Raw genomic sequence first — 23872 nt, 5'->3', positions numbered from 1 at the left:
CCCACGCACGCTCACTGATTACACGTCATTATCCCGCTCATGCTTGCCGAAGGTTTTACGGGCCAGGATGATGCCCGCCAGCCCCGACAACTGGTGTTGACGAATAATCTCAAAGTTGCCGCTATCTTCAACAACAGCCAAGAGTTCAGCGTGATTGAAACGGTTTTCCTGGGGATGCTCAAACAGACGTCGACTCAAAGGATTACAGATGGCGGCGCGATAAAGCTCTTCCATGACGAAATAGCCGCCAGGGCGCAACACTCTGTACACTTCGACCACCGCCTGTTGCCAGTCCGGAATATGATGAAAGGCGGCAAAATCGACCACAAGATCAAACTGGCTATCGGCAAAGGGCAAGCCACTGCCATCACCCTGGCACAGATGCAACCAGTTTTGATCCGAATACCGCCCGGCGCAGTGGCTGACCATGTCGGAATCAAAATCGAGCGCCCATACTTCTTGCGCCCCCAGTTCCTGACGCACAAGAGCGATTCCCTCACCAAAGCCGCAACCTATCTCCAAGGCGCGACTAAAAGCCGGTAAAGGCTTGGCAAACAGCTTCAGCAACATCCGCCGCTCCAGCCGCCTTTGCAGCCACAAACGCAGCGGATGCCTGACTATCGATTTTTCAAAGCGATTGAGTTGCATAAATGACGATCCACGCAGAATAATTCATGGTTAACTTTTAAGTGCCCTTGCGGCGACAATCATCTTCACTCGTCCCCAAAGGGTTCCAGCGGCAGTTGATCCCAATAGATGCCCTGACCAAAGAAGTCTTCCAACAGTTGATTGAGTCGCGAAAAACTACTCACCCTTTGCGGCTTGCCGCTGATACAGTGCCACACGTACCTGTGGCAGTTATTATCAAACAGGTCATAATCCCGATATTGAAACAGGCTCTCGCCGGCGCGGGCCAATGCTTGTTCACTGACCAAGGGCATTCTTTGATGATCGCAGGCGACAAACACCTTGCTGCCGCTGCGACCTGCCAGAAAACGCTTCACCGACACAGGCCGTACAAGGCCGCTGCCGTGGAGCTCGGCCAACATACCGTCACCGAGCCAGATACCTGTGTGTTCAATGACCCCGAATACGTGGCAGCACACCAGCATCCCGGGCTGCACCTGTTTGACACTCTGGCTGTGAAACCATTCACTGGGTGTCAACCGCGCCTGCCCCTTGACGCGCTGTACCGGCAGATCCTTGAGTAATCGATTCTGGGCGATCTTCTTACGCTTCAGTCCTTCATCGGCAAGCCAAATGGTGCCGAGGGCTGCAGAACCGAGCCATAGGAGAGGCAGCGCCATAGGCATACTCCTTATATTATCCTTCGCCGAAGGTTTGCATCTCTGTCAGATCCGTACCGGGGCGGCAGAGCATGGTTCCCAAAGCACAAATTGCAGATACAACAATTGCAATATAAAAAGCCTGACGCCGGTATCCGCGCTCCAAGAGTCCCTCTTTGCCCTTAAACAAGTCAATATGAGCCGCAAGTTTAAATTCTAGTGAAGATTCAGCCAATTAAGCCCACCTTTTTTGAGTAAATTAACACTCACTACTGCAAACTTTTCGGAACATCTTTTCCTGGACTGGTCAGATCTGCTTCACATAGTCCGTCAACAATGGGCGCTTTGGCAAACTTTTGCTAGTATCCGCGCCAAACAACAACACAAAAGTGTAAACCAGCATGCATATTGAAACCCCGGTAATGATAACTTTTCTGGGTTATTTGGCCCTGATGATGGGGATAGGTCTTTGGGCCTACAAGGCGACCGATTCGGTCGATGACTATATTCTCGGCGGTCGCAAGATGGGCCCGGCGGTGACCGCTCTAAGTGTCGGCGCCTCCGACATGTCCGGTTGGCTGCTGCTGGGTTTGCCCGGCGCCGTCTATCTCGGCGGTTTGGGCGAAGCCTGGATGGGAATAGGCCTGTTACTGGGCGCCTGGCTTAACTGGCTTTTGGTGGCCAAACGCCTGCGGATCTATACCCAGATGGCCGACAATGCTCTCACGCTGCCAGACTTTTTTGAGAAGCGTTTCAACGACGAGGGCGGCCTCCTGAAACTGGTATCTGCCGTCACCATATTACTGTTTTTCACCTTTTACGCCTCCTCCGGCATGGTGGGCGGCGCTGTGCTGTTCAGCAATGTCTTTGGCTTCGAGTACCTGACGGCGCTGCTGATAGGTTCCGCTGTGATAGTGGCCTATACCTTTGTCGGCGGTTTTTTTGCAGTCAGTTGGACAGACTTCTTCCAGGGCTGCTTGATGTTGATAGCCCTGTTGATAGTCCCGGTCAGCATGTTTACCCAACCAGAGAGCCACCAAAGCCTGGATACCCTGGACCCAGCCATGCTGTCGTTATGGAGCGATAAGCTGACCCTGATAGGTCTGCTGTCGGCTCTGGCCTGGGGGCTGGGTTACTTTGGTCAGCCCCATATTCTGTCACGCTTTATGGCGATTAACAGTGTTAAGGATCTGCCGGTTTCACGCCGCATCGCCATGAGCTGGATGTTTGTCTCCCTGATCGGCGCCCTGGCGACCGGCATTGCCGGCGCGCTCTACTTTGCCGATGAGCCGCTCAAGAATCCGGAAACTGTATTTATCCATCTGACTCAGGTCGCCTTTAACCCCTGGATTGGAGGCCTGCTTATCGCCGCTATCTTGTCGGCCATCATGAGCACCATAGACTCGCAACTGCTGGTATGTTCCAGCGTGATCACCGAAGATTTCTACCGCAAGTGGCTCAGGCCCGAGGCTTCAAGCAAGGAGCTGATGTTGGTCGGTCGTATCGGCGTGTTGGCCATTGCCATTATCTCAGTGGTTGTTGCCCTGGATCGGGAAGCCAGTGTACTGGGCCTGGTGAGCTATGCCTGGGCCGGTTTCGGTGCCGCCTTTGGCCCTGTGGTCATCCTGGCACTGTTTTGGCGTGGCTACAGCCGCAACGGCGCCATTGCCACCATCCTAGTTGGCGGCTTGACAGTAATCATCTGGAAACAATTGGAAAGCGGTATCTTCGCCCTCTATGAAATATTGCCTGGATTCATTCTGGCAACTCTGGCCGGGATTGTAGTTAGCCGTTTGTCGCCGCCATCCGAGGCTACACAGACACAATTCAGTCGCTTCAAACAGAGTCTCTAACCACGATACTTATGCCGCCGCCATAGTTTGGCGTACACTTGTACGCCAAACGCGTTCGCAGTTTGTAATTTATTGTGTCTCTAACTTTTACAGCTTGGCAACACTGTCAATGGTTGTTTTCAATCGCTGAAAACACAGTTATCACTGCTTTTCCTGTCAACTACCTACTTTTCAGTTCGTGACACGTTCGCAGCACATTTGCAGAAATTAACCAAAATATTACAATTTTTCACATCTGGTCGGAGTTGTTGACACACTGGAGCATCCATAAGATGCACTGGACTAATAAGCGGGTGCCTGTGGGGTATTAAAGACTGACAGCCAACCTGCAAACATAAAAGAGAAGATAATAATGAAGTATTTCAACAAGACTCTTATCGCAGTTTCTGTCGCGCTGATCAGTGGCCAGACCCTGGCAGCCGGTTTCCAGCTCAACAGCCAATCAGCCACAGGTATCGGCCGTGCCTTTGCCGGTGACGCCGTAATTGCAGACAACGCATCCGTGTTATCCCGTAACCCGGCCGCCATGGCACTGTTTGACAAAGCCGCTATCTCGGTTGGTGTCACCACTGTTGACGTCCAGGTAGATATCAAAGACGTTAACTTCATGGGCGGCCAGGTGGATCTGGGTGGGATTGATGATGCAGGCAGCGTCAAATGGATCCCCAACATCTATTACATCCAGCCTTTGAACGATAAATGGGCTGTCGGTTTTGCGGCCTTTTCCAACTTCGGTACCGGCACAGACAGCGCATCATTGGTCAATAGCAAAACAGTTGCGGCTCCTTATGATCTGATAGGTAATACCGAAGTAACCACCATCAACTTCAACACCAGTGTTTCCTACCGCATCAATGATATGTTGAGTTTGGGCGTCGGACTGGATTTGGTTTATGGCGAAGGCAACCTTGATCGCTATTACAATCAAATGCCTTTGGTCGATGTGGATGCCGATGGTTGGGGCATTGGCGGTATTGTTGGTGCCACACTTGAGCTAAATGAGAACAACCGTTTTGGCCTGAGCTACCGTTACAGCCCCAATGTCGATGTGAGTGGTCATATTGCGACACTGACACCTTTACCAGGCCAAACAAACAGTTTTGCTTCAACCCTGTTTGATGAGCTGGAAGTGCCTTTGGCTGACATATTCCAGTTGGCCGGTTTCCACCAGTTAACCGAAAACTTTGCGGTTCATTACACGGCTCAATACACCCGCTGGGGTAACTTTGATCAAATTACTGCCAAAGATGGTGTCAGCAGCATTTATGGTACAGGTACTGTGATTGCCAATAATGTCAATGCTCCTCTGAAGCAGTATCAGTGGAAAAACTCCTGGCTGATGAGTGTAGGCGGAACTTACGACATCAATGAGCAGTTCACCGTGCGTGCCGGTTACATGTTCGACAATGGTGTTGTTGATGAAATCAGCTCTATCTCCATTCCAGACTCTGACCGTCAATGGTTCACTGCAGGCTTGAGCTACCACATCAACCAGCATCAAACCATCGACTTCGGTATGGCCTTTGTTAAAGGTGAAGAAGTGGAACTGGTAGAAAACAGTGCAGTAGTTGGCCCGGTTAACGCCATTACCAAATCAGAAGCCATGTACTACTCAGTGCAGTACAGCTATCAATTCTGAGCCAAGGCTCCAACGAGTTTAAGCTGACAAGGCCGCCCTTCTGGGCGGCTTTTTTGTTGATTAACAGCAAGTTGTTCAGGCAGCATTCAAGCTTACAGATGCATTCTCGCCAAGGCTTGGTTATCTTATGGAAGGTGTAAACTGCGCTGCTTCGGCTGGCTTACAGGGCCGGATATAAGGCGTACTTCGTACCTCTCCTATGTCACAAAAGGATTTCGAAATGAGTAAAAATTATTCTCTGGCGGCCCTGTTGCTTGGGGGTTTTATTTGCGCCGGTTTACTGCTGCTTGGCACCAGTATTGGAAACAGCCTGCTGGCAATGAAAGGTATGGAGCGAACCGTGGCGGTCAAAGGTCTGGCTGAACGCGAGGTCAAGGCCAACGTCGCCATCTGGCCGATTCGCTTCAATGAGGTGGATAACGATCTCAACACCTTGTATCAGACGGTGCAACAAAAAACAGATAAAGTGACGGCCTTTCTTGAACAGCAAGGTTTCAACAAGGATGAAATCTCTGTCTCTCTGCCTTCCATAGAAGACAGGCAAGCCCAGGGTTATGTCGATCCCAATGTTAAGTATCGCTACGCAGCCCGGGTGACAGTGTCGCTTTATACTCACCAGGTGGATCTGCTGCTTGAGAGCCGTAACAAGCTGCTGGCCCTGGCCAAAGAAGGCATTGCCATCGCCAGTCAGGACTATGACAGTCGCATCGAATTCCTGTTTACCGAACTCAACAGTATCAAGCCGTCCATGGTGCAGGAGGCTACCCAAAATGCCCGTGAAGTGGCCGAGAAGTTTGCCAAAGATTCAGACTCGGTACTTGGGAAGATCAAACAAGCCAGTCAGGGCACCTTCACCATTTCCGATCGCGACAGTAATACGCCTTACATCAAGAAGGTGCGAATCGTCTCTACCCTCACCTACTATCTCAACGACTGAACTTTTGAAGCGCAAACCTGAAACGGATTTTTCAATATAAACAGGTGGCCAAGGCCGCCTGTTTTCGTATCTGTATTCTGGCTGTGTATATTCTGGCCTGGGTATTCAAGGTCTAGTCAGTTACTCAAGCCACGCCTTATTTAATCATATTTTTCTAATAATAGTTGCAGGCGACCACCTTATTCATTAGAATTTTCTCATAGATGCTTTTTTGAGAACAGTTTCATGCCCAGAACAACGCCAATATTGACCCTGTTACTGCCCGCACTGCTGCTTATTCAACCCGTTAAGGCAGCCGAACCGGCCACTGTGACTGTCCGTCAGACAGAGCACTCCCAATTGCTGACCCTGGATGGCAGGCTCGAGGCGGTCAAGGCCGCAACCGTGTCGGCCCAAACCTCGGGACGGATCCTAAAGCTTTACTTTGATGTCAACGACCGAGTCCCCGCCGGGGCGGCGCTGCTTGAGATCACCAGTGAAGAACAAGGCGCGTCCCTGGCGGCGGCCGAGGCGGAATACGCCAGAGCCAGAGCCTTGGATACCGAAGCGCAGCTGACGCTCAAGCGCTATCAGGAACTGTTTCCCAAGGGCGCGATTTCCCGCGGCCAAATGGATCAGGCCATAGCCAATGCCAAGTCAGCCTCCCAAGCGGCCAGCGCGGCCAAGGCGAGGATCATTCAGGCAAAAGAATCACTGAAATACACAGTCGTCAGCGCACCATATGCTGGCATAGTCACGGCCAGGCATGTGGAAGAGGGAGAGACAGTCGCTCCCGGTCAGCCGCTCCTGTCCGGTTTTGCCGACGATGAGATGCGGGTGGTGATGCAGCTGCCGCAGCGTTTTCTTCAGGCCGCTAAAGCCACAGACAAGATGACGGTTATCCTAGCCGATGGCCGCAGTTTTGACGTTACCACCCCCAAGGTCTTTGGTTTCAGTGATGAGCAGAGCCGCGCCTTTCAGGTGAGACTGCCACTGCCGGCCAACACAGGCGATCTGCTGCCCGGCAGTTTCGTTAAGGTGCGCTTTGCCATAGACAAACGCCAGGAGATAGTGCTGCCCAAAGAAGCGCTTTACAGCGTCAATGAGCTGTCGGCCGTCTACCTCAAGCGCGGCGATAACTTTGTCCTGCAACAGGTACGCCTGGGTGATGTGCGTGACGATAGCGTGACCATACTGGCAGGACTCGAAGCCGGAGACATAGTCGCCGCCAACGCCTATCGGTTGCTGCTCGAGCAGCGCCAGGCCAAGTAAGGGGAACTCATGGCTAATCACAGCGAAAATAACACCGGCATCTCCGGCCGCATTGCCGCCAGTTTCCAGCTCAGTGCCATTACGCCGCTCCTGGCCCTGCTGGGCTTGTTGCTGGGGATGTTTGCCATTATGGTCACTCCCAAGGAGGAAGAGCCTCAGATAGATGTGACCTTTGCCGATGTGTTTATCCCCTTCCCCGGCGCCACACCGACCGAAGTCGAGCAGCTGGTGACCCTGCCGGCAGAAGAGGTGATCTCGCAGATAAAAGGCATAGATACCCTCTACTCCTTCTCGCAGCCCGATGGCGCGATGATCATCGTCATCTTTGAGGTGGGTGTGCCCCGCAACGAGGCGATAGTCAAACTCTACAATCAAATCTATTCCAACCTGGACAAGCTGCCCAGAGCCGCGGGTGTGGGCGATCCCTTGATAAAACCCATGGGCATAGACGATGTGCCCATTGTCAGCCTGACTCTCTGGTCAGAGGATCCCGGAGTCTCTGCTCAGCAACTGACTCATGTGGCCCATGGGCTCGAAACCGAACTCAAACGCATTCCCGGCACCCGAGATGTCGAGTCCATGGGGTCCCATGAGTTGGTGCTCAATGTGCGCATCAGTCCGGCCCAAATGAGTTTTTATGGTGTCAGCTTCGATGCTATCAACCGGGCGCTGGGCGCCAACAATGCGGTCTCCATGCCTGTGTCTCTGGTGCAGGATAACCAGGAGATCAAGGTGCAGACCGGCCAGTTCCTGCGTTCGCTGGAGGATGTGCAGCAACTGGTGGTCGCGGTGCACAATGACAGCCAAGGCAAGGCCGCCCCTGTCTTCCTCAGTGATATTGCCGATATCAGCCTCAAGGCCGACGTGCCCCTCTATGGCGCCTGGCATCAGAACGGTCACAGCGCCGAAGCAGAAGCTAAAGGCGTCTTTCCGGCAGTGACCATAGCCATAGGCAAACAACCGGGTGAAAACGCCGTGGATGTGGCCGATGCTATCCTTGCCAAGGTGGAAAAGAGCCGTAACCTGCTTATTCCGGACAATGTCAATGTCACCGTGTCGCGCAACTATGGCGTGACGGCGGCTGACAAGTCCAACACTCTGATCTTCAAGTTGATCTTTGCAACCGCCGCTGTGGTTATCCTGGTGGTGTTCACCATGGGAATGCGCGAGGCACTGGTGGTGGGTGTGGCGATTGTCATTACCCTGGCGATTACCCTTTTCGCCTCCTGGGCCTGGGGCTTTACCCTCAACCGGGTATCCCTGTTTGCACTGATCTTCTCCATAGGTATTTTGGTGGACGATGCCATAGTCGTGGTGGAAAACATCCACCGCCATATGGCCATGGGCAAACGCAGCCTGAGTGAACTCATTCCCGCTGCCGTGGATGAAGTGGGTGGCCCCACCATTCTGGCGACCTTTACCGTTATTGCGGCATTGCTGCCGATGGCCTTTGTCTCGGGGCTGATGGGCCCCTATATGAGCCCTATTCCCATCAACGCCAGCATGGGCATGTTGATCTCCCTGGCGGTGGCCTTTGTGGTCACTCCCTGGCTCAGTCACAAACTGCTCAGACACAAGGGTGGCGAGGGGCATAGCGACAACGCCAGCCCTGTAATGCTCAAGCTGTTTACCCGGCTTATCAAGCCATTCCTCGAGAGCCGCAAGGCCCGAGTAGGCATGGCGGCCGGCGTGTTTGTGCTGATAGGCATGGCCGTTGCCCTGCCCGTTGGCCAGTTGGTGGTGCTCAAGATGTTGCCCTTCGACAACAAGAGCGAATTCCAGGTGATGGTGGATATGCCGGAAGGCACGCCGGTAGAGCAGACGGAAAAAGTCCTCAAGGCCTTGTCCGATTATCTGGTGACTGTACCCGAAGTGCAGCATCTGCAGCTCTATGCCGGCACCCATGCCCCGATCAACTTCAACGGCCTGGTCAGGCATTACTTTGTCCGCAACAGTCAGGAGCTTGGCGATATTCAGGTCAATCTCAGTGACAAACAGCACAGGGACAGAGACAGCCACAGCATAGCCCTGGCGGTGCGCGGCCCGCTGCAGCAAATCGCCCGGGGCTTCAACGCCAATGTCAAAGTGGTGGAAGTGCCCCCCGGCCCACCTGTGTGGTCGCCGATTGTGGCCGAGGTCTATGGCCCCAGCCAGGATATTCGCCAGCAGGCGGCCAGCGAGCTGCAGTCCCTGTTCCAGGCGACCGAAGATGTGGTGGATATCGATATCTTCCTGCCTGCGGCACAGCAGAAATGGCAGGTACTTATCGACCGCAGCAAGGCCAGTCTGCTGGGCGTACCCTACGCCAACATAGTGGATCTGGTGGCCACCGCTGTCGGCGGCAAGGATATCAATGTGCTGCATAAGCCGATGCAGAAACGCCCGGTGCCCATTCGCCTGGAACTGCCGGAGGCCAACAAACTGGATTTGACTTCAGTACTCAACCTGCGCCTCGACAGCCTCCATGGCGGCACTGTGCCCGTGGCCGAATTGGTGACAATCCGCAAGGGGCAGATAGACGCGCCCATCATTCACAAAAACATGATCCCGATGATCATGGTGATTGCCGACATGGCCGGGCCGCTCGACAGCCCACTGTACGGCATGTTTGAAATGGCGGCGGATATCGACTCAGAAGGTGGCCTTGGCTTCAACCAGCATTATTTCAGCCAACCCGATGGTCTGGATGCCATCAGCGTACTCTGGGATGGCGAGTGGAAGATCACCTATGAAACCTTCCGTGATATGGGCCTGGCCTATGGGGTCGGTATGATTGCCATCTATCTCCTGGTAGTGGCCCACTTCCGTTCCTATCTGGTACCGCTGATCATTATGGCGCCTATCCCCTTGACCATTATCGGGGTCATGCCGGGACACGCCTTGTTCGGCGCCCAGTTCACCGCCACCTCCATGATAGGCATGATAGCGCTGGCGGGGATCATAGTGCGTAACTCCATACTCCTGGTGGACTTTATCAACCAGGAAACCGCTGCCGGAGTGCCATTTGAACAGGCGGTCATTCACTCGGGCGCCGTGCGGGCCAAACCTATTATGCTCACCGCCCTGGCGGCCATGATAGGCGCCATGTTTATTCTGGATGACCCTATCTTCAACGGTCTGGCCATCAGTCTTATCTTCGGGATCCTGATCTCCACCCTGCTGACATTGGTGGTGATCCCGGTACTTTACTATGCCCTGATGCGCAAGCGCATCGACTCAGTGATCAACCAGGCCCAGGTGGCCAAAGGAGCTTAAAATGTCTGTAGAACGTGCCACTATGGCCTTTGCCGGATTTATGGTGATGTTGTCATTACTGTTAACCGCCACTGTCCATCACAATTTTGTATGGCTAACTCTGTTTGTTGGCGCTAACCTATTCCAAAGTGCTTTTACCGGCTTTTGTCCTGCCAGCATGCTGATGCGTAAATTCGGTATGAAAACAGAGGCTGAACAGGCCAAGGCCACTGATTAAGGAATGCAAGTGAAGATAATAACCCGTACCCAACGCCATTTCCTGTGGCTGACAACTCTGCTGTTTGCTGTACTGCTGAGCCTCAGTGTTCGCGCTGAGCAGATGGTTCCCGAGGTGGCGCTGACCAAGGTCGCCCAAGGCGCCATGCTGGTGGATGTCAGAACCCCGGAGGAATATGCAGAGGGACATCTGCCAGAGGCGGTTAATATCCCCTTTGAGCAGATAGCCGAAGCTTTTGCCAAACAGGGCATTGCCAAAGACACCCCTGTGGTTGTCTACTGCCGTAGCGGTCGCCGCTCAGGCATTGCCAAAGAATCACTGGAAAAAGCCGGTTATCAGGAAGTCTACAATGGTGGCGGCTATGATAGCCTCAAGGCCAGCGCCGGCAACTAGCTGACCAGATAGCCATTAACTACTGCGCCACTCATGCAACCAGGCCCACTCAAGTGGGCCTTTTTACAAAACAGTCAACACAAAAAATTAACAAAAGCCAGAAACCAAAGATGACGGACAAGCGTCAAAAAATGCACCTCCAGTCAAAAAACCGCCTTTACCTCATACTAAAGTATCCTTTTCGCAAACATTATTCTTAAAAGTAATTTCTTATGATAAATTGGAATATCTGGCACAATTAAACATACAAATCAATAAACTACACATACCTCACAGCTTACAACCCTATCCAACCTCGCATCCAACCTTATTCAAAACCGGCAAAATTTCATGCATCAGACAATGATACATTTGGTAACACTAAACGCTTGATTGAATTTTTATTCACAAAAAATGAAATACAGCAAAACGAAATCAGAACACCATACCGCTAACATTTGTTTTACATGATTTTTCCGTGACGGTAGATTGCAAAAGGGTCATTTAAGTGAACGCTGAAGTGCCCGAGGACAATAAACCAAGATCTGTTACACGGAAGACAAGTATGAAAAAAATAACAAATAAACAGCTGGTCCTGAGTCTGTCCATGCTGGCCCTGGCAGTTTCTGCCGGTGTTCATGGTGCACCTTTCCAGCCTCAAGCCAATGATCTGTCACAGCAGTCGCCCCTGCCCAAACGCTATATCGTTAAGTTCAAGGACAACAACGGCCTGCAAACCCTGAATGGTCAAAGCGAACTGAATCAGGTATTCGGCCAGCACAGAGCGCTTAACGGCGTTAAGGCGCGCGAAATGAAGCGCATTGGTCGCAGCCACAGCTACAGCGTCAAGTTGGATAACCCCGGACTCAAGGCGCTACGTGCCCGCACCGATGTGGAGTATGTCGAAGAAGATATGCCCCGCCGCTTGTTGAGTGAAACCACGCCCTGGGGGCAAACCTATGTCGGCTCGACTCAGTTGGCCGATAACCTCAGCGGTAATCGCACCATATGTATCATAGACTCCGGCTATGATCGTGCCCACCAGGATCTCAGTGGCAACAATGTCACAGGTACCAACAACTCGGGCACCGGAAACTGGTTCGAGCCGGGCAATAACAATGCCCACGGAACCCACGTTGCCGGCACCATAGCCGCCATCGCCAATAATGAAGGCGTGGTTGGGGTGATGCCGAATCAGAACGCCAATATCCATGTGATCAAGGTATTCAACGAGTCAGGTTGGGGTTACTCCTCTTCATTGGTATCTGCCGTGGATACCTGTGTCGACAATGGCGCCAATGTGGTCACCATGAGCCTGGGTGGCCCAAGATCCAGCACCACTGAGCGCAATGCCATGACCAACCACTTTAACAACGGCGTGCTCTTGATTGCTGCAGCCGGTAATGCCGGCAACAATACCCACAGCTACCCGGCTTCCTATGATGCGGTAATGTCTGTGGCCTCGGTCGACAGCAACAAAGACCATTCGGCCTTTTCACAGTATACCAATCAGGTCGAAATCTCCGGCCCGGGTGAAGCTATCCTCTCAACCGTGACTCGCGGCGAAGGACGTCTGGCTGATATTGTCATTGCCGGTCAGTCGCTGTTTGCCGAAGGCGTGGTGCCTCACAACCGCCTTGTACCATCGGGCAGCAACTATGTGCCCTCGCCCATCAGCGCCAGTGCCGGCGGCGAACTGGCCGAGTGTGACACCAGCGGCAGCAACTACAACTGCGGCAACATGACGGGCAAAGTCTGTTTGGTGCAGCGTCTGGAAAACCAAGGTGCCGGTTATCCCGAGATCAATGCGGTTCGCGCCTGTAACAACGCCGGTGCGGCAGCGACTATTGTCTACTCCAACAGCACTCTGCCCGGACTGCAAAACCCCTTCTTGGTGGACTCAAACACTGAATTGACCAAGGCATCTGTGTCGGTAGACCGTGAAACCGGTCTGGCGCTGCGTAACCAAATCGGTCAGCAGGCCAGCGTATCCAACACCATTGGCGAAGATTATGAGTACTACAACGGTACTTCCATGGCGACGCCACACGTATCCGGCGTCGCGACTCTGGTATGGAGCTATCACACTGAGTGTAGCGCCGCCCAGGTGCGTCAGGCACTGAAAGCTACCGCCGAAGATCTGGATGTGCCCGGCCGTGACGATCGCACCGGCTATGGTCTGGTCAATGCCGTGGCCGCCAAGGAATACCTGGATGCCTCCTGTAATGGCCCGAGCGATCCCGGCACACCAAGCGATGGTCAGTTGGAAAACGGTGTGGCAGTCAATAACCTAAGCGGTGCCAAAGACGATGAACTGCACTTCTTCCTCGATGTGCCTGCCGGCGCCTCCAATCTCAGCTTCAACCTGAGTGGCGGCACTGGTGATGCCGACCTTTACATGCAGTACGGCGCGGCTCCAACCACCAGCAGCTTCGATTGTCGCCCCTGGAAAAGCGGCAACACTGAAAGCTGTTCGGTCAACAGTCCTCAAGCCGGTACTTACTATGTGATGGTTCGCGGTTACAGCAGCTTCGGCGGTGCCAGCCTGGTGACTAGCTACACAGGCTCAAGCAGCACAAATCCAGGTGGCGCAGCGAGTTACACCAATGGTGACAATATCGATATTCCCGACAACAACAGCACTGGCATTACCAGCCCCATCAGTGTCAGCCGCAGCGGTGATTCGGGCGTAGTCACTGTGGATGTCAGCATAGTGCATCCTTACATTGGTGATCTGCAGATTGAACTGCACAGCCCCAATGGCCGGATTGCCGTGCTGCACGACAACACAGGCAAAGGCACAGACAATATCAACCAGAGCTATTCGGTCGATATGACAGGTGTCGAGTCCAGTGGTACCTGGTTGCTCAAGGCCGTCGACTCGGGTCGCCGTGACCTAGGCTACATCGACAGCTGGTCACTGCACTTTAAGTAATCTCTCTTTCAAGGGGTCGCTACGGCCCCTTTTTCCTCTCTCTCTATGGTTTCCCCTTGGCTGAAGAGCTGCCGGACAGTTTGACGCAACTTTTTCAACCTTTTTGCAAGGCATTTGAAAAGCTTCTCGGTTATACTGGCGCCGCTTTTATAACACCAGCTACCAAGGCCCATTGATGACAGCTCCCAACTCCCCTCAAACCAACAAAGATCCCCTGCACGGCTTGACCCTCAAGGCGATACTCACAGAAATGGTGGAGCATTACGGTTTTGATGGCCTGGCACAAAGGATAAAAGTGCGCTGCTTCAGCCATGATCCCAGCATTAAATCGAGCCTGACTTTTTTGCGAAAGACCCAATGGGCCAGGGAAAAACTGGAACGCCTCTATCTGACCAGCAAGGGCTTGCCCATTCCGCCTCACCTGCTGGACAGTTCAACCCCGGCAACACGGGAAAAGCCGGCCAAACAAATCTGTGCCGACAAACCTCAGACCAATGCCCATATCTGGGGCAAAAAAACCGACTAACCAGGCCCAGATACAGCACGCAACCCGCTATATTTTTAAACAATTTTGCCTCAAAATTGCTAAAGTCTCTCTCAATGCAGCCGATAAGCAGTTATCGACTATCAGCACGAATAGATGCCGCCAGGGAGGTTAATGATGAACATTGCAGGCTTAGGTCAACTCGCCACTCAAGGAACAGGTCCCCGAAGCCTGAGTGAAGTCACTGTGGTCGCCAAGGACACAGCTAAGGAAAGCGCTGCCACAAGTCCCGACAGCCAAGATAAAGTGAATATCTCTTCTGCCGGTCACAAAGCACTGGCGGATGATGTGGGCGGTCAGTTGCACAGAAATAATTCGGCGCAAACCTCAGAAGCGCAGGAAGCCGCCGAGGAAGATACCTCGGGTATGTCTGAAATTGACAAGAAGATTAAGGAACTGCAGAACAAGCTCAAAGAGTTGCAGCAGGAGTTGCAGCAGTTGAATGGTGATGACTCAGAGGCCGCCGAGATAAAGCGTAAACTGCTGCAGGATCAGATAGCCGCCGTCAGTGGTCAACTGGTCGCCTTAATCAAAGAGAAAACCCACCAGGACAAGAATGCTGCCACTGAGGGCTGATGCCGCTCAGATAGGCATGCTGAACAGCAGGCGCCAGATCTCCAGCCCATCACCACTGCGGTAACTGAGCCCCAATCTGTCTATGCCAAGTACGGGCTTGGCAAGGGCCAGGGTGGCGCCCAGCTCAATACTGCCGGACACCAAGGTGTCCTGATTGAGGTCGCCGGCAAACTGTAACTGGTCAAAATACCAATAACCCAAAGCGAACACCCTGGGCTGCATCTGTAACCCCTGCCAGGACCAGTGATAAGGCAAGCCGATATCTACCCCGGTTTGCAATACGGAAAAGCTCTGGCTAATGCTGAACGCCCGTTCACTGTAGGCGGCAAATTTCAACCGGGTCACCCACAAAGAATCTGCCTGCCACAGTTCAAAATGACGTAAGCCACTGATGCCGGCAGCCATGATGGCGACATTACCGCCTTGGTCGAAATTACTGCCAAAACCGAGATCGCCATAGGCCTCCATGCGCCAGTTTTCATCCAGACGCCAACGCTTTTCAAAGCCGGGGGTCACGGTCAAGGTACCAACACTGGATGGCAGTTCAAATTCACCGGCATCTTCAAGGCTGTAGTTGAAAAAGCCTACAGAGATAGGCAGGCGCAATAAGAACTCCGAGTCCTCACTCTGCTCCAACGTAAAGTCCAGCGGTAAGCTGATGACTGTGGCATCCTGCTCGGATGCGCGATAGACCCCACTGCCAAGATAGCTGCCAAAGGCATAATGGGAGTTGTCCGGTGGCCGAGCGTGGCCGGGAGACTCTTGAGCATAGATTGGCGCTGCAAGCAGCAAAAGCCCCAGGGAAGACACACTCAATAAACCAACTTGGGTTGATGCTTTCCCCGGTGACTTCATCTTTGCCGACTCAGTCCTGATGACCTTCGGTGAAATGATACTCAGACATCATATGGCCAAGCTCAGTAGACTTGGTCTTGAGGTAGGCTTCGTTGTAACGGTTTTTGCCAACCTGCAGCGGTACCCGCTCGACGACTTCAATGCCGATATCTTTCATCGCCTGCACCTTGCGCGGATTATTGGTCATCAACCTAACCTTGTGAACACCGATTTTTTCCAGCATGGGCGCAATCATATCGTACTTGCGCATATCGGCCGGAAAGCCCAGGCGCTCGTTGGCTTCCACTGTATTGGCGCCATCGTCCTGCAACTCGTAGGCTCGAATTTTGTTCAACAGCCCAATGCCACGACCTTCCTGACGTAGGTAGAGAATAAAGCCCTGACCGGCTTCAGCGACATTTTGCATCGCGGTCTGCAGTTGAAAGCCGCAGTCACAGCGCAGGCTGAACAGGGCATCTCCGGTGAGACATTCCGAATGGATCCGTCCCAGCATGGGTTTATCGGCTTGGAGCTCACCAAAAGTCAGCGCCACATGCTCTTTACCGGTTTCGGTATCCTCGAAACCATGCATGGCAAACACCCCCCAAGGGGTTGGCAATTTGGCGGTGGCGATAAATTTAATAGACATGAATTAACCTTAACGACTGCTCTCATTCCCTGAGACGGTTAACATCCTTCAAAATCAAGATAATAGTGAAGCGCGCTCAGTACTCAGGCCGGTCATTTTATGCGTTTTTACCACCGACCGAAATACCCAAGTGAATTCATTGGTTATTATTTGCTGTCACGGCGGCAGTTAAAATGCCTTGGGTGCAAACCCGGTAACGGCAGTAATGCCCATTTCTCTGCCCAGCGCTGTCATGGGATGCACAACGACCAACCCCCGAACCGACTTTTTGAGCTTGCCCATATCGGCCTGTTCGGCCTTGGTGAGTGCACGGCTAAACGGCAGATCGCGAATAGACTGCCCCTGTTTGCCAAGCTGACGACTCTGCTGCCCCTTGATGGCTGCAATCCGCTTACTGACGGCGGCGATTTCCCGCTGAAACTGGGCAATGATAGGACCATCGCCACGTTGCTCTGCGGCGGCCAATTTACGGCGATACTGATCCAGCTTATCGTTGAGCTGTTGCAGCTCCTGCTTCAAATTCATTCTGTTACCTTACAAAATCCCGGCACCCTGAGAATGGACGGCCTGGTTGCCGTAAATGTGCCGGACAGAAGTATAACAGCAACTCAAGCTCAGGTGACGGGGTTTTTTAGCAGGGAAAAGCAATTGTGTTAACCAGTTTTCACTTTTGTACTTATTGAGGGGCTTTGAGCAGGTGTATCACCTGATTGGCCGAACCGCGAAACTTCAATGAGGGGTCCGCTTGCTCCTGCACAAATTTACCATCCACCAACACATGAATAAGCCCGAGCAATTCCCGCTGCGCAGGACTGAGCTCATCGAGACGATAACCAGTCCAGAGCCAGACATCCTTTCCCGGGCATTCGTCGCGCACCCGCAACAGCAAGGCCTTGATGGCGTCAAGATTGCCCGGATACAGTGGGTCACCGCCGGAGAGTGACAGGCCCCTTCTCGGGATCCGGCTGTCATTGAGATCGGCAATAATCCTGTCAGACATCGCCTGGTCAAAAGGATGCCCGGAGCGGGGATCCCAGGTTGACTGGTTATAACAACCCCGGCACTGATGTTCACAACCGGAGACAAACAGGGTTACCCGGGTGCCCGGTCCATTGACCACATCCACGGGGTAATACTGATGATAGTTCATAGCTATATCCACAAGGCGCCCCTTGGGGCGCCTTTATTTAGGGAAAGGGGCAAAAATGCAAGCGTAAGTACACAGAGTACTGTTTTACATCTTCCTTTCGTTAGAGGTGCTTAACCCGACGCTTGACCTCTTCCTGCTTACCGTGGTTAAAGGGTCTGGCATCCGGGCTGCCAAGATACCCACAAACCCTGCGGGTCACAGACACCCGACTGGGCTCATGATTACCGCATTTGGGGCAGGTAAAGCCCTTGCTGGTACAGATAAACTCACCAGTAAAGCCACAGTCGTAACACTCATCTATCGGTGTGTTGGTTCCATAGTAAGGCACCCGGCTATAGCTGTAATCCCAGACATTCTCAAGCGCTTCCAGGTTGTGCTGCATATTCGGGTATTCGCCATAGCAGATGAACCCCCCATTGGCGAGCTCAGGATACGGCTGTTCAAAATCGAGTTTGTCGTAAGGGTTCACCTTCTTCTCTACATCCAGGTGGAAACTATTGGTGTAATAGCCCTTATCGGTGACACCATCAACCAGGCCAAAACGCTTGACATCCAGCTTGGCAAATCGGCTGCACAGGCTCTCACTCGGTGTGCTGTAGAGGCTGAAACCATAACCGGTTTCCTCTTTCCAACGCACAGTGGCCGCCTTGAGGTGAGCCACTATGGCAACCGCTTTCTGCCTCAATGCTTCATCGTCAAACACATGAGTGTCTGTGCCATAAAGCGCATTGATTGTCTCATGCAGGCCAATGTAGCCCAGAGAGATGGAAGCTCGGCCATTTTTGAAGATTTCGGCAATGTTGTCATCACCGCGCAGGCGCACGCCGCAAGCCCCTTCCATATAGAGAATGGGCGCCACTCTGGCCTTGACGTTGGCCAGGCGTTCGATGCGGGTATCCAATGCCTTGCGGGCCATCTCCAGCCTTTGATCCAAAATGCGATAAAACTCGGCTTCATCGCCCTTGGCCTCCAACGCCACCCTCGGCAGGTTCAGGCTGACGACGCCTAAGTTGTTGCGACCTTCATGCAGCAGCTCGCCGTTTTCCTCATAGGTGCCAAGGAAACTGCGGCAACCCATAGGAGTCTTGAATGAGCCAGTAACCTTGACCACCTGCTCATAGTTAAGAATATCCGGATACATGCGGATGCTGGCACATTCGAGCGCCAACTGCTTGATATCGTAGTTGCAGTCGCCGGCCTTGTGGTTAATACCATCACGAATGGCAAACACCAACTTGGGGAAAACCGCTGTTTTACGGTTCTTGCCAAGGCCTTCCATACGGATCCGCAAAATAGACTCTTGGATCAGCCGTGACTCCCAGCTGGTACCCAAACCAAAACCGAAGGTAACAAAAGGCGTCTGACCATTAGCGGTATGCAGGGTATTGACCTCATATTCCAGCGACTGGAAGGCGTCGTGACACTCTTTCTTGGTCTGCTCTGTGGCAAACGCCTTGGCATCGGTAATCCCCCACTTGAGCGCCGTTTGATAATGCTTGTCGTAGCTCTTGGCCACAAAGGGGGCCAACACTTCATCTATGCGGTTGATTGTGGTGCCGCCATAAATATGGCTGGCGACCTGGGCGATGATCTGCGCGGTAACTGCAGTGGCAGTCGAGATGGATTTTGGCGTTTCAATCTCGGCATTGCCCATCTTGAACCCTTGGGTCAACATGCCACCGAGATCGATCAGCATACAGTTGAACATAGGGAAGAAAGGTGAATAGTCGAGATCGTGATAGTGGATCTCACCGGCCTCATGGGCGGCAACCACATCCTTGGGCAGGATATGATGTTTAGCATAATGTTTGGCGACAATACCGGCCAGGAGATCCCTCTGGGTGGGGATCACCTTGGAATCTTTATTGGCATTTTCGTTGAGCAAGGTCGCGTTACTCTGCTCGACCAGGCCGCGGATCTCCAGATTCAGGCGGCTGCTGGATTCACGGCAGATATCTCTGTCATGACGATATTCTATGTAGCTACGGGCCACTTGCTTGTACGGCCCTTCCATCAATAGATTTTCTACCCTGTCCTGCAACTCCTGGATATTGACCTCGGCCTTGTCGGTTACCGCCTGGGTGACCAAAGCTGCAACTGTGGCCGCATAGTCCGCATCTTCTATACCGCAGTGGCTAGAGGCCGCCAGCACCGCATCCCTTATCCTTGTTTCGTCGAACTGAGTACGGCACCCGTCCCGCTTAATCACTACCGGCATTTCTTTAATCTCCATGTTGTTTATTTAACACCATATATAGTGGTGTTTTATTAACCAAGCACTATATGTGGAGATTAAGCGACAAATCGCTCTTCAATACCATGATCTGGATCATGGTATTGAAGAGGATGAACAACACTATGGGATTAGTGCCGACGAGCACAACTTGTGGAGATTTTTCCCTTGACCGGGCTCCAAACGGCCGCTAGTCAGTACCTCTTTACCAAGGCCAGATAACTGTTGATTTGCCCACTGCCCTGCTGCTGGCTGCCCATGGCTGCAGCGGTGCGCATCAGCGCGCTGACACCACTGAGCCGGGATAACAGTTGCGGCTCTTGCAGTGCGGAGTCGACCTTGGCCGCTAGCTTGCTGCTGCCATTGCCGCTCTCTGCGCTCTTGGCAGTTTGGTTTTCGCCCTTGAGCACGGCATCCAACTGAGCCGCCACCTTGTTGGCCGCCAAAGAGCTCGATGGGGTATACATCATCCCCATATTGCCCATAAGACTGTCCGCTCCCTCAAGTGCATTGAGCAAAGGGCTTTGGCTGGCCTGTTGTCTGAGCAAACCAATCTGGCCTTGAATAAACTCCTTGAGGCTGACGTTATCCTTGGTATCAACTCCCATCAGGCCATTGCCCTGCAATTTGACCATCTGACTTTCAGACAACAGCCCTTCCTCGCCGAGGCGCGCCAACAGCTTGGGCAAATCGGCACTGCTGAACTGGCCTGAGCCGAAAAACTCCTTGGCCAACTCCTGCACCCGTGCGGCTCTTTTGCCATCGTTGGAGATAGATATGCTGTCCTGCCCTATATTTGCCGAGGTTGAGCCCTTGCTTTTGTTGTCACTGACAGTTTCAGTGTCGACAACCGAGAGGCCGCTGCCGCTGGTCAAACGATTGTTGACGCCATAGGCATCGACCCCGGACAATCTGGGATCCACAGAAGAATGGATTGGCTGCATGTCAGTTTTCCGTCATATCGACGTTCTATTGGTTGTTTTTAAGACAAAATTGCTTGAGAAATGTCAGAAAAACGCCCTTTGAGCGCCTTGATGCTAATGATGTGCTGAACTATGCAGAAAGTGTGCCCACACCGCAGAAAATGTGCCCACACCAAGCATTAATAAAAAGCGCCTGCTTCAGAGACGCCCCAACGCCGCATCAATCAGATGCGAGGCCTGCTGCACCGCCTTCTCACCGGCGGCAATGGCTTCACTGGCACGGTGGAACTCCATAGTGCCTATATCCGACACCTTGGGTACAATACAGATATCCGGTGGATCTCCCATTAAGCGCGCGCGCTTGTGGCGCTGCTCCAGAATATCCATCGACTGTGACATCACAGCCAACATACCGGGTTCAGCCTTATTGCCGAGAGAGAACTTGTCGGTCAGGCCGGAAATATAATCCTTGCCCTTGGCCAACAGATCCATAAAACCACTCTCAGAGGAGTGTTCCGCCACTTTACTCTGCAATGAAGGTTCTTCGCTATTAAGCGCCACCGGCAACACTTGCAGTTGCTCGCGCCTATGACCATGCAAATCGACGCCTATCACCAAACTCGCGCCCATAGCTCTGGCCACAGACACAGGAATGGGATTCACCACAGCGCCATCCACCAGCCAGCGATGCCCCTGACGCACCGGCGACATGATCCCCGGCATGGAACAGGAAGCTCTGACGGCTTGGCGTAAATCCCCCTGACGGAACCAGATCTCCTGCCCTGAGTAGAGGTCGGTTGATACAGCAGTAAAAGGATACTTAAGTTCTTCAATCAGGAGATCACCGATGCGATCTTGAATGGCACTGAATACCTTATCACCACTGATGAGTCCACCCTTACCCCAACTAATATCCATCAACCCCAACACATCCCAGCTGGAAAAACTGCGCACCCAGTCTTCCAGCTCTTCGAGACGCTCATTGGCATAAGCCGCGCCGACCAGGGCACCTATGGATGAACCAGCCACCTTATCTGGCTGTACTCCCATTGCTGCCAAGCCTTTGAGTACACCTATATGGGCCCATCCTTTGGCGGCGCCGCTTCCAAGAGCAACTCCGATACAGGGTTCATGACTCTGCGCCATCCTCTCTCCTTAATATTTTCTACCAATCACGCAGCCTAAGCTCAATCAGCCAAAGCAGCATACACCCGAAGCCGGAGCTGCTCCAGATTTTATCCCTGGAGCCTGTTGTGGTTAACGCAAGACATTTTAAAACCAGTCAGCAACCATTTCGACACTCTATTGACTAAATACATGCCCCACAGCGTAAAAGCCGTTATAATATGCGGTCGTTTTTATTGAGGAGTTTCACCTTTGCATTTTTCCGATTTTTCGCTGGATCAGCGTCTGCTGCAAACCCTTAAACATATGGGTATCGATGAGCCCACAGAGATTCAGCGTGAAGCGATTCCCGTGGCGCTGGCCGGGAAAGACCTGATGGCCTCATCCAAGACGGGCTCGGGGAAAACCTTGGCCTTTTTGCTGCCGGCGATGCAAAGGGTGATCTCCACCAAGGCGCTCAGCAAGCGCGATCCCAGGGTACTGATACTCCTGCCGACCCGTGAGCTGGCCAACCAGGTCTACGCTCAGTTGCGTCTACTGGTTGCCAATACCCAGTACCGGGCCATCAGTGTGCTTGGCGGGGAAAATTTCAACGATCAGGCCAAGGCGCTGGCGCGGGATCCGCATTTTATCGTCGCCACCCCGGGGCGGATTGCCGATCACCTGTCACAACGCCATCTGTATCTGGAAGGGCTGGAACTGCTTATTCTTGACGAAGCCGACCGCATGCTGGATCTCGGCTTTGCGCCACAACTCAAGGCAATCAACGACGCCGCCAACCATAGACGGCGGCAAACCCTGATGTTTTCGGCCACTTTGGAACATGAAGAGGTCAATGATATCGCCGCCACCTTGCTCAATGACCCGCAACATGTGGCCATTGGCGCCGCCAATGCCGAGCATCAGGACATACACCAGCGGATTTTCCTCTGTGACCATCTGGATCATAAAGAGACGCTGCTGATTGAACTGCTAAAGCGCGAACAACAGCGTCAGGTGATCATATTCACCGCTACCCGCCAGGATACCGACAGATTAGCCGAAAAGCTCAAGCAACAAGGCTACAGCGCGGTGGCGCTCAGTGGTGAACTGCGCCAAAGTGCCCGTAACCAGATAATGAATCAGTTCAGCCGCGGCCAGCAGCAAATTCTGGTGACAACCGACGTGGCCTCCCGCGGTCTGGATCTGGTGAACGTCTCCTTGGTGGTCAACTTCGACATGCCCAAGTTTGCCGAAGAATATGTCCACCGTATCGGCCGTACCGGCCGCGCCGGCGCCAAGGGCGACGCCCTGTCTCTGGTGGGCCCCAAGGACTGGTTCAACTTCAAGAAGGTGCAGAGCTTTCTCGGTCGCCGCTTCGAGTTCAGTTCCCTGGAGGGGCTCGAACCCAAATTCAGTGGCCTGGCCGATCCCAAACGCCAGAGCAGCAAACCCAAGAATACCAAGGCCAGCAAACCCAAGGGCCGCAGCAAAACAGCGGCTAAACCGGGCAAGGCCAAGTCAGGCAGAGACAAGCGCTTTATTACCGGGGTGGATGTGGGCGATGCCCCGATGAGGCGTAAACCCGCTCCAGTAAATAACGGCAATGAAAGCAACTCCGAATCATAAGATTAACATTAGCCGCCGGTGCGGCATGATGAACTACAAGGAATACCATGAAAGTTTGTGCGGTTGAATTAAAAGGCGGCGAAGCCGTCATCTGTTTACTGAGCGCCCAGGGGGACGTATTCAACGTTCCTGATTGCCGCCGTCACTCATTTACCTTGAGCAACCCTGCCAGCCAGGAAGCAATTAGAGAATTCCAATTCGCCTTCAATAAGCTGATGGAAGACTATCAGGTCGAACACGTCGTGATTATTGAGCGCGAATACAAGGGTAAGCTGGCCGGCAGCTCTGTCAGCTTCAAGTTCGAGGCGGCCATTCAACTGGGTAAGTTACCGGTAACAATGCTGACACCTCAAAGCATTAAAGAGCAGCTGAAACGCAATCCACCACAAGTGGACTTCAGCGGCCTGGAACTGAAAAAGTTCCAGGAGAATGCCTTTGAAGCCGCTTATGCCTTCCAGCAGATGCGGATCTACAAGAAGGTCTGA

22 protein-coding genes are annotated in these 23872 nt (G+C 53.0%); 12 read left to right on the top strand and 10 right to left on the bottom strand.

Features of this window, described 5'->3' with window-relative positions; all coding sequences use genetic code 11:
- Window positions 1-18: 18 nt before the first annotated feature.
- The 3 genes from AYI96_RS00685 to AYI96_RS00675 all read right to left on the bottom strand — a co-directional run bounded on the left by AYI96_RS00685 (window position 19) and on the right by AYI96_RS00675 (window position 1521).
- Window positions 19-648: a class I SAM-dependent methyltransferase gene (locus AYI96_RS00685; protein WP_071475903.1), complete on the bottom strand. Its 630-nt coding sequence runs from the start codon at window positions 646-648 to the stop codon at window positions 19-21.
- Between the two features lie 65 nt (window positions 649-713).
- Window positions 714-1307: a hypothetical protein gene (locus tag AYI96_RS00680; protein ID WP_071475904.1), complete on the bottom strand. Its 594-nt coding sequence runs from the start codon at window positions 1305-1307 to the stop codon at window positions 714-716.
- Window positions 1308-1323: 16 nt separating this feature from the next.
- The gene (locus tag AYI96_RS00675; protein WP_144360788.1) at window positions 1324-1521 is read right to left on the bottom strand and encodes a hypothetical protein; all 198 of its coding nucleotides are present in this window, start codon (window positions 1519-1521) and stop codon (window positions 1324-1326) included.
- A 166-nt stretch (window positions 1522-1687) separates the two neighbouring features.
- Here AYI96_RS00675 and putP point away from each other — a divergent pair, with 166 nt between their 5' ends.
- The 10 genes from putP to AYI96_RS00625 all read left to right on the top strand — a co-directional run bounded on the left by putP (window position 1688) and on the right by AYI96_RS00625 (window position 14865).
- Window positions 1688-3139, top strand: a complete 1452-nt coding sequence (putP, locus tag AYI96_RS00670) for a sodium/proline symporter PutP (protein WP_071475906.1) — start codon at window positions 1688-1690, stop codon at window positions 3137-3139.
- Between the two features lie 352 nt (window positions 3140-3491).
- A complete protein-coding gene (locus tag AYI96_RS00665; protein WP_039032863.1) occupies window positions 3492-4778 on the top strand; it encodes an OmpP1/FadL family transporter in 1287 nt (428 codons plus the stop codon).
- A 220-nt stretch (window positions 4779-4998) separates the two neighbouring features.
- On the top strand, window positions 4999-5715 hold the full coding sequence (locus AYI96_RS00660; RefSeq protein ID WP_039032862.1) for an SIMPL domain-containing protein: 717 nt from the start codon (window positions 4999-5001) through the stop codon (window positions 5713-5715).
- 225 nt (window positions 5716-5940) lie between these two features.
- Window positions 5941-6966 carry an efflux RND transporter periplasmic adaptor subunit gene (locus AYI96_RS00655; RefSeq protein ID WP_144360787.1) on the top strand — a complete coding sequence of 342 codons (1026 nt, stop codon included), beginning with the start codon at window positions 5941-5943 and terminating at the stop codon, window positions 6964-6966.
- A 9-nt stretch (window positions 6967-6975) separates the two neighbouring features.
- Complete coding sequence (locus AYI96_RS00650; protein ID WP_144360786.1) at window positions 6976-10221, top strand: efflux RND transporter permease subunit; 3246 nt, start codon at window positions 6976-6978, stop codon at window positions 10219-10221.
- Window position 10222: 1 nt separating this feature from the next.
- The gene (locus AYI96_RS00645; RefSeq protein ID WP_039032859.1) at window positions 10223-10438 is read left to right on the top strand and encodes a DUF2892 domain-containing protein; all 216 of its coding nucleotides are present in this window, start codon (window positions 10223-10225) and stop codon (window positions 10436-10438) included.
- Between the two features lie 3 nt (window positions 10439-10441).
- The gene (locus AYI96_RS00640) at window positions 10442-10831 is read left to right on the top strand and encodes a rhodanese-like domain-containing protein (protein ID WP_039032858.1); all 390 of its coding nucleotides are present in this window, start codon (window positions 10442-10444) and stop codon (window positions 10829-10831) included.
- 544 nt (window positions 10832-11375) lie between these two features.
- Complete coding sequence (locus AYI96_RS00635; protein WP_071475911.1) at window positions 11376-13745, top strand: S8 family serine peptidase; 2370 nt, start codon at window positions 11376-11378, stop codon at window positions 13743-13745.
- Window positions 13746-13920: 175 nt separating this feature from the next.
- Complete coding sequence (locus AYI96_RS00630) at window positions 13921-14271, top strand: VF530 family DNA-binding protein (protein ID WP_039032856.1); 351 nt, start codon at window positions 13921-13923, stop codon at window positions 14269-14271.
- A 132-nt stretch (window positions 14272-14403) separates the two neighbouring features.
- A complete protein-coding gene (locus AYI96_RS00625; RefSeq protein WP_143078358.1) occupies window positions 14404-14865 on the top strand; it encodes a hypothetical protein in 462 nt (153 codons plus the stop codon).
- Window positions 14866-14871: 6 nt separating this feature from the next.
- On the opposite strand, the gene AYI96_RS00620 is transcribed toward AYI96_RS00625, so the two are convergent.
- From AYI96_RS00620 to rssA, 7 genes are all read right to left on the bottom strand, one after another.
- Window positions 14872-15720 (bottom strand): hypothetical protein, encoded by an 849-nt coding sequence (locus AYI96_RS00620; RefSeq protein WP_039032854.1) that lies wholly within the window; start codon window positions 15718-15720, stop codon window positions 14872-14874.
- 10 nt (window positions 15721-15730) lie between these two features.
- Window positions 15731-16348, bottom strand: coding sequence for a GTP cyclohydrolase II (gene ribA / locus AYI96_RS00615; protein WP_039032853.1), 618 nt, complete (start codon window positions 16346-16348; stop codon window positions 15731-15733).
- Window positions 16349-16516: 168 nt separating this feature from the next.
- Window positions 16517-16873: a YibL family ribosome-associated protein gene (locus AYI96_RS00610; protein WP_039032852.1), complete on the bottom strand. Its 357-nt coding sequence runs from the start codon at window positions 16871-16873 to the stop codon at window positions 16517-16519.
- Between the two features lie 151 nt (window positions 16874-17024).
- Window positions 17025-17498, bottom strand: coding sequence for an anaerobic ribonucleoside-triphosphate reductase-activating protein (gene nrdG / locus AYI96_RS00605; RefSeq protein WP_144360858.1), 474 nt, complete (start codon window positions 17496-17498; stop codon window positions 17025-17027).
- A 100-nt stretch (window positions 17499-17598) separates the two neighbouring features.
- The gene (gene nrdD / locus AYI96_RS00600; RefSeq protein ID WP_039032850.1) at window positions 17599-19716 is read right to left on the bottom strand and encodes an anaerobic ribonucleoside-triphosphate reductase; all 2118 of its coding nucleotides are present in this window, start codon (window positions 19714-19716) and stop codon (window positions 17599-17601) included.
- Between the two features lie 209 nt (window positions 19717-19925).
- Window positions 19926-20675 carry a hypothetical protein gene (locus AYI96_RS00595; protein ID WP_039032849.1) on the bottom strand — a complete coding sequence of 250 codons (750 nt, stop codon included), beginning with the start codon at window positions 20673-20675 and terminating at the stop codon, window positions 19926-19928.
- 177 nt (window positions 20676-20852) lie between these two features.
- Window positions 20853-21800, bottom strand: a complete 948-nt coding sequence (rssA, locus tag AYI96_RS00590) for a patatin-like phospholipase RssA (protein WP_101094831.1) — start codon at window positions 21798-21800, stop codon at window positions 20853-20855.
- Between the two features lie 231 nt (window positions 21801-22031).
- Between rssA and AYI96_RS00585 the strand changes: the two genes are divergently transcribed.
- Both AYI96_RS00585 and AYI96_RS00580 read left to right on the top strand, forming a co-directional pair.
- Window positions 22032-23387: a DEAD/DEAH box helicase gene (locus AYI96_RS00585; RefSeq protein ID WP_144360785.1), complete on the top strand. Its 1356-nt coding sequence runs from the start codon at window positions 22032-22034 to the stop codon at window positions 23385-23387.
- Between the two features lie 47 nt (window positions 23388-23434).
- Complete coding sequence (locus AYI96_RS00580) at window positions 23435-23872, top strand: DUF3010 family protein (RefSeq protein WP_039032846.1); 438 nt, start codon at window positions 23435-23437, stop codon at window positions 23870-23872.

This window comes from Shewanella sp. MSW (assembly GCF_007636515.1).
Lineage (GTDB): Bacteria > Pseudomonadota > Gammaproteobacteria > Enterobacterales > Shewanellaceae > Shewanella > Shewanella indica.
The sequence above is the reverse complement of the archived record's forward strand: the minus strand, read 5'-3'. Positions and strand labels throughout refer to the sequence as shown.

Coding starts and splice junctions, on each gene's coding strand:
- AYI96_RS00685 (WP_071475903.1), bottom strand. CDS start 648: ATGCAACTCAATCGCTTTGAAAAATCGATAGTCAGGCATCCGCTGCGT.
- AYI96_RS00680 (WP_071475904.1), bottom strand. CDS start 1,307: ATGGCGCTGCCTCTCCTATGGCTCGGTTCTGCAGCCCTCGGCACCATT.
- putP (WP_071475906.1), top strand. CDS start 1,688: ATGCATATTGAAACCCCGGTAATGATAACTTTTCTGGGTTATTTGGCC.
- AYI96_RS00665 (WP_039032863.1), top strand. CDS start 3,492: ATGAAGTATTTCAACAAGACTCTTATCGCAGTTTCTGTCGCGCTGATC.
- AYI96_RS00660 (WP_039032862.1), top strand. CDS start 4,999: ATGAGTAAAAATTATTCTCTGGCGGCCCTGTTGCTTGGGGGTTTTATT.
- AYI96_RS00655 (WP_144360787.1), top strand. CDS start 5,941: ATGCCCAGAACAACGCCAATATTGACCCTGTTACTGCCCGCACTGCTG.
- AYI96_RS00650 (WP_144360786.1), top strand. CDS start 6,976: ATGGCTAATCACAGCGAAAATAACACCGGCATCTCCGGCCGCATTGCC.
- AYI96_RS00645 (WP_039032859.1), top strand. CDS start 10,223: ATGTCTGTAGAACGTGCCACTATGGCCTTTGCCGGATTTATGGTGATG.
- AYI96_RS00640 (WP_039032858.1), top strand. CDS start 10,442: ATGCAAGTGAAGATAATAACCCGTACCCAACGCCATTTCCTGTGGCTG.
- AYI96_RS00635 (WP_071475911.1), top strand. CDS start 11,376: ATGAAAAAAATAACAAATAAACAGCTGGTCCTGAGTCTGTCCATGCTG.
- AYI96_RS00630 (WP_039032856.1), top strand. CDS start 13,921: ATGACAGCTCCCAACTCCCCTCAAACCAACAAAGATCCCCTGCACGGC.
- AYI96_RS00625 (WP_143078358.1), top strand. CDS start 14,404: ATGATGAACATTGCAGGCTTAGGTCAACTCGCCACTCAAGGAACAGGT.
- AYI96_RS00620 (WP_039032854.1), bottom strand. CDS start 15,720: ATGAAGTCACCGGGGAAAGCATCAACCCAAGTTGGTTTATTGAGTGTG.
- ribA (WP_039032853.1), bottom strand. CDS start 16,348: ATGTCTATTAAATTTATCGCCACCGCCAAATTGCCAACCCCTTGGGGG.
- AYI96_RS00610 (WP_039032852.1), bottom strand. CDS start 16,873: ATGAATTTGAAGCAGGAGCTGCAACAGCTCAACGATAAGCTGGATCAG.
- nrdG (WP_144360858.1), bottom strand. CDS start 17,498: ATGAACTATCATCAGTATTACCCCGTGGATGTGGTCAATGGACCGGGC.
- nrdD (WP_039032850.1), bottom strand. CDS start 19,716: ATGCCGGTAGTGATTAAGCGGGACGGGTGCCGTACTCAGTTCGACGAA.
- AYI96_RS00595 (WP_039032849.1), bottom strand. CDS start 20,675: ATGCAGCCAATCCATTCTTCTGTGGATCCCAGATTGTCCGGGGTCGAT.
- rssA (WP_101094831.1), bottom strand. CDS start 21,800: ATGGCGCAGAGTCATGAACCCTGTATCGGAGTTGCTCTTGGAAGCGGC.
- AYI96_RS00580 (WP_039032846.1), top strand. CDS start 23,435: ATGAAAGTTTGTGCGGTTGAATTAAAAGGCGGCGAAGCCGTCATCTGT.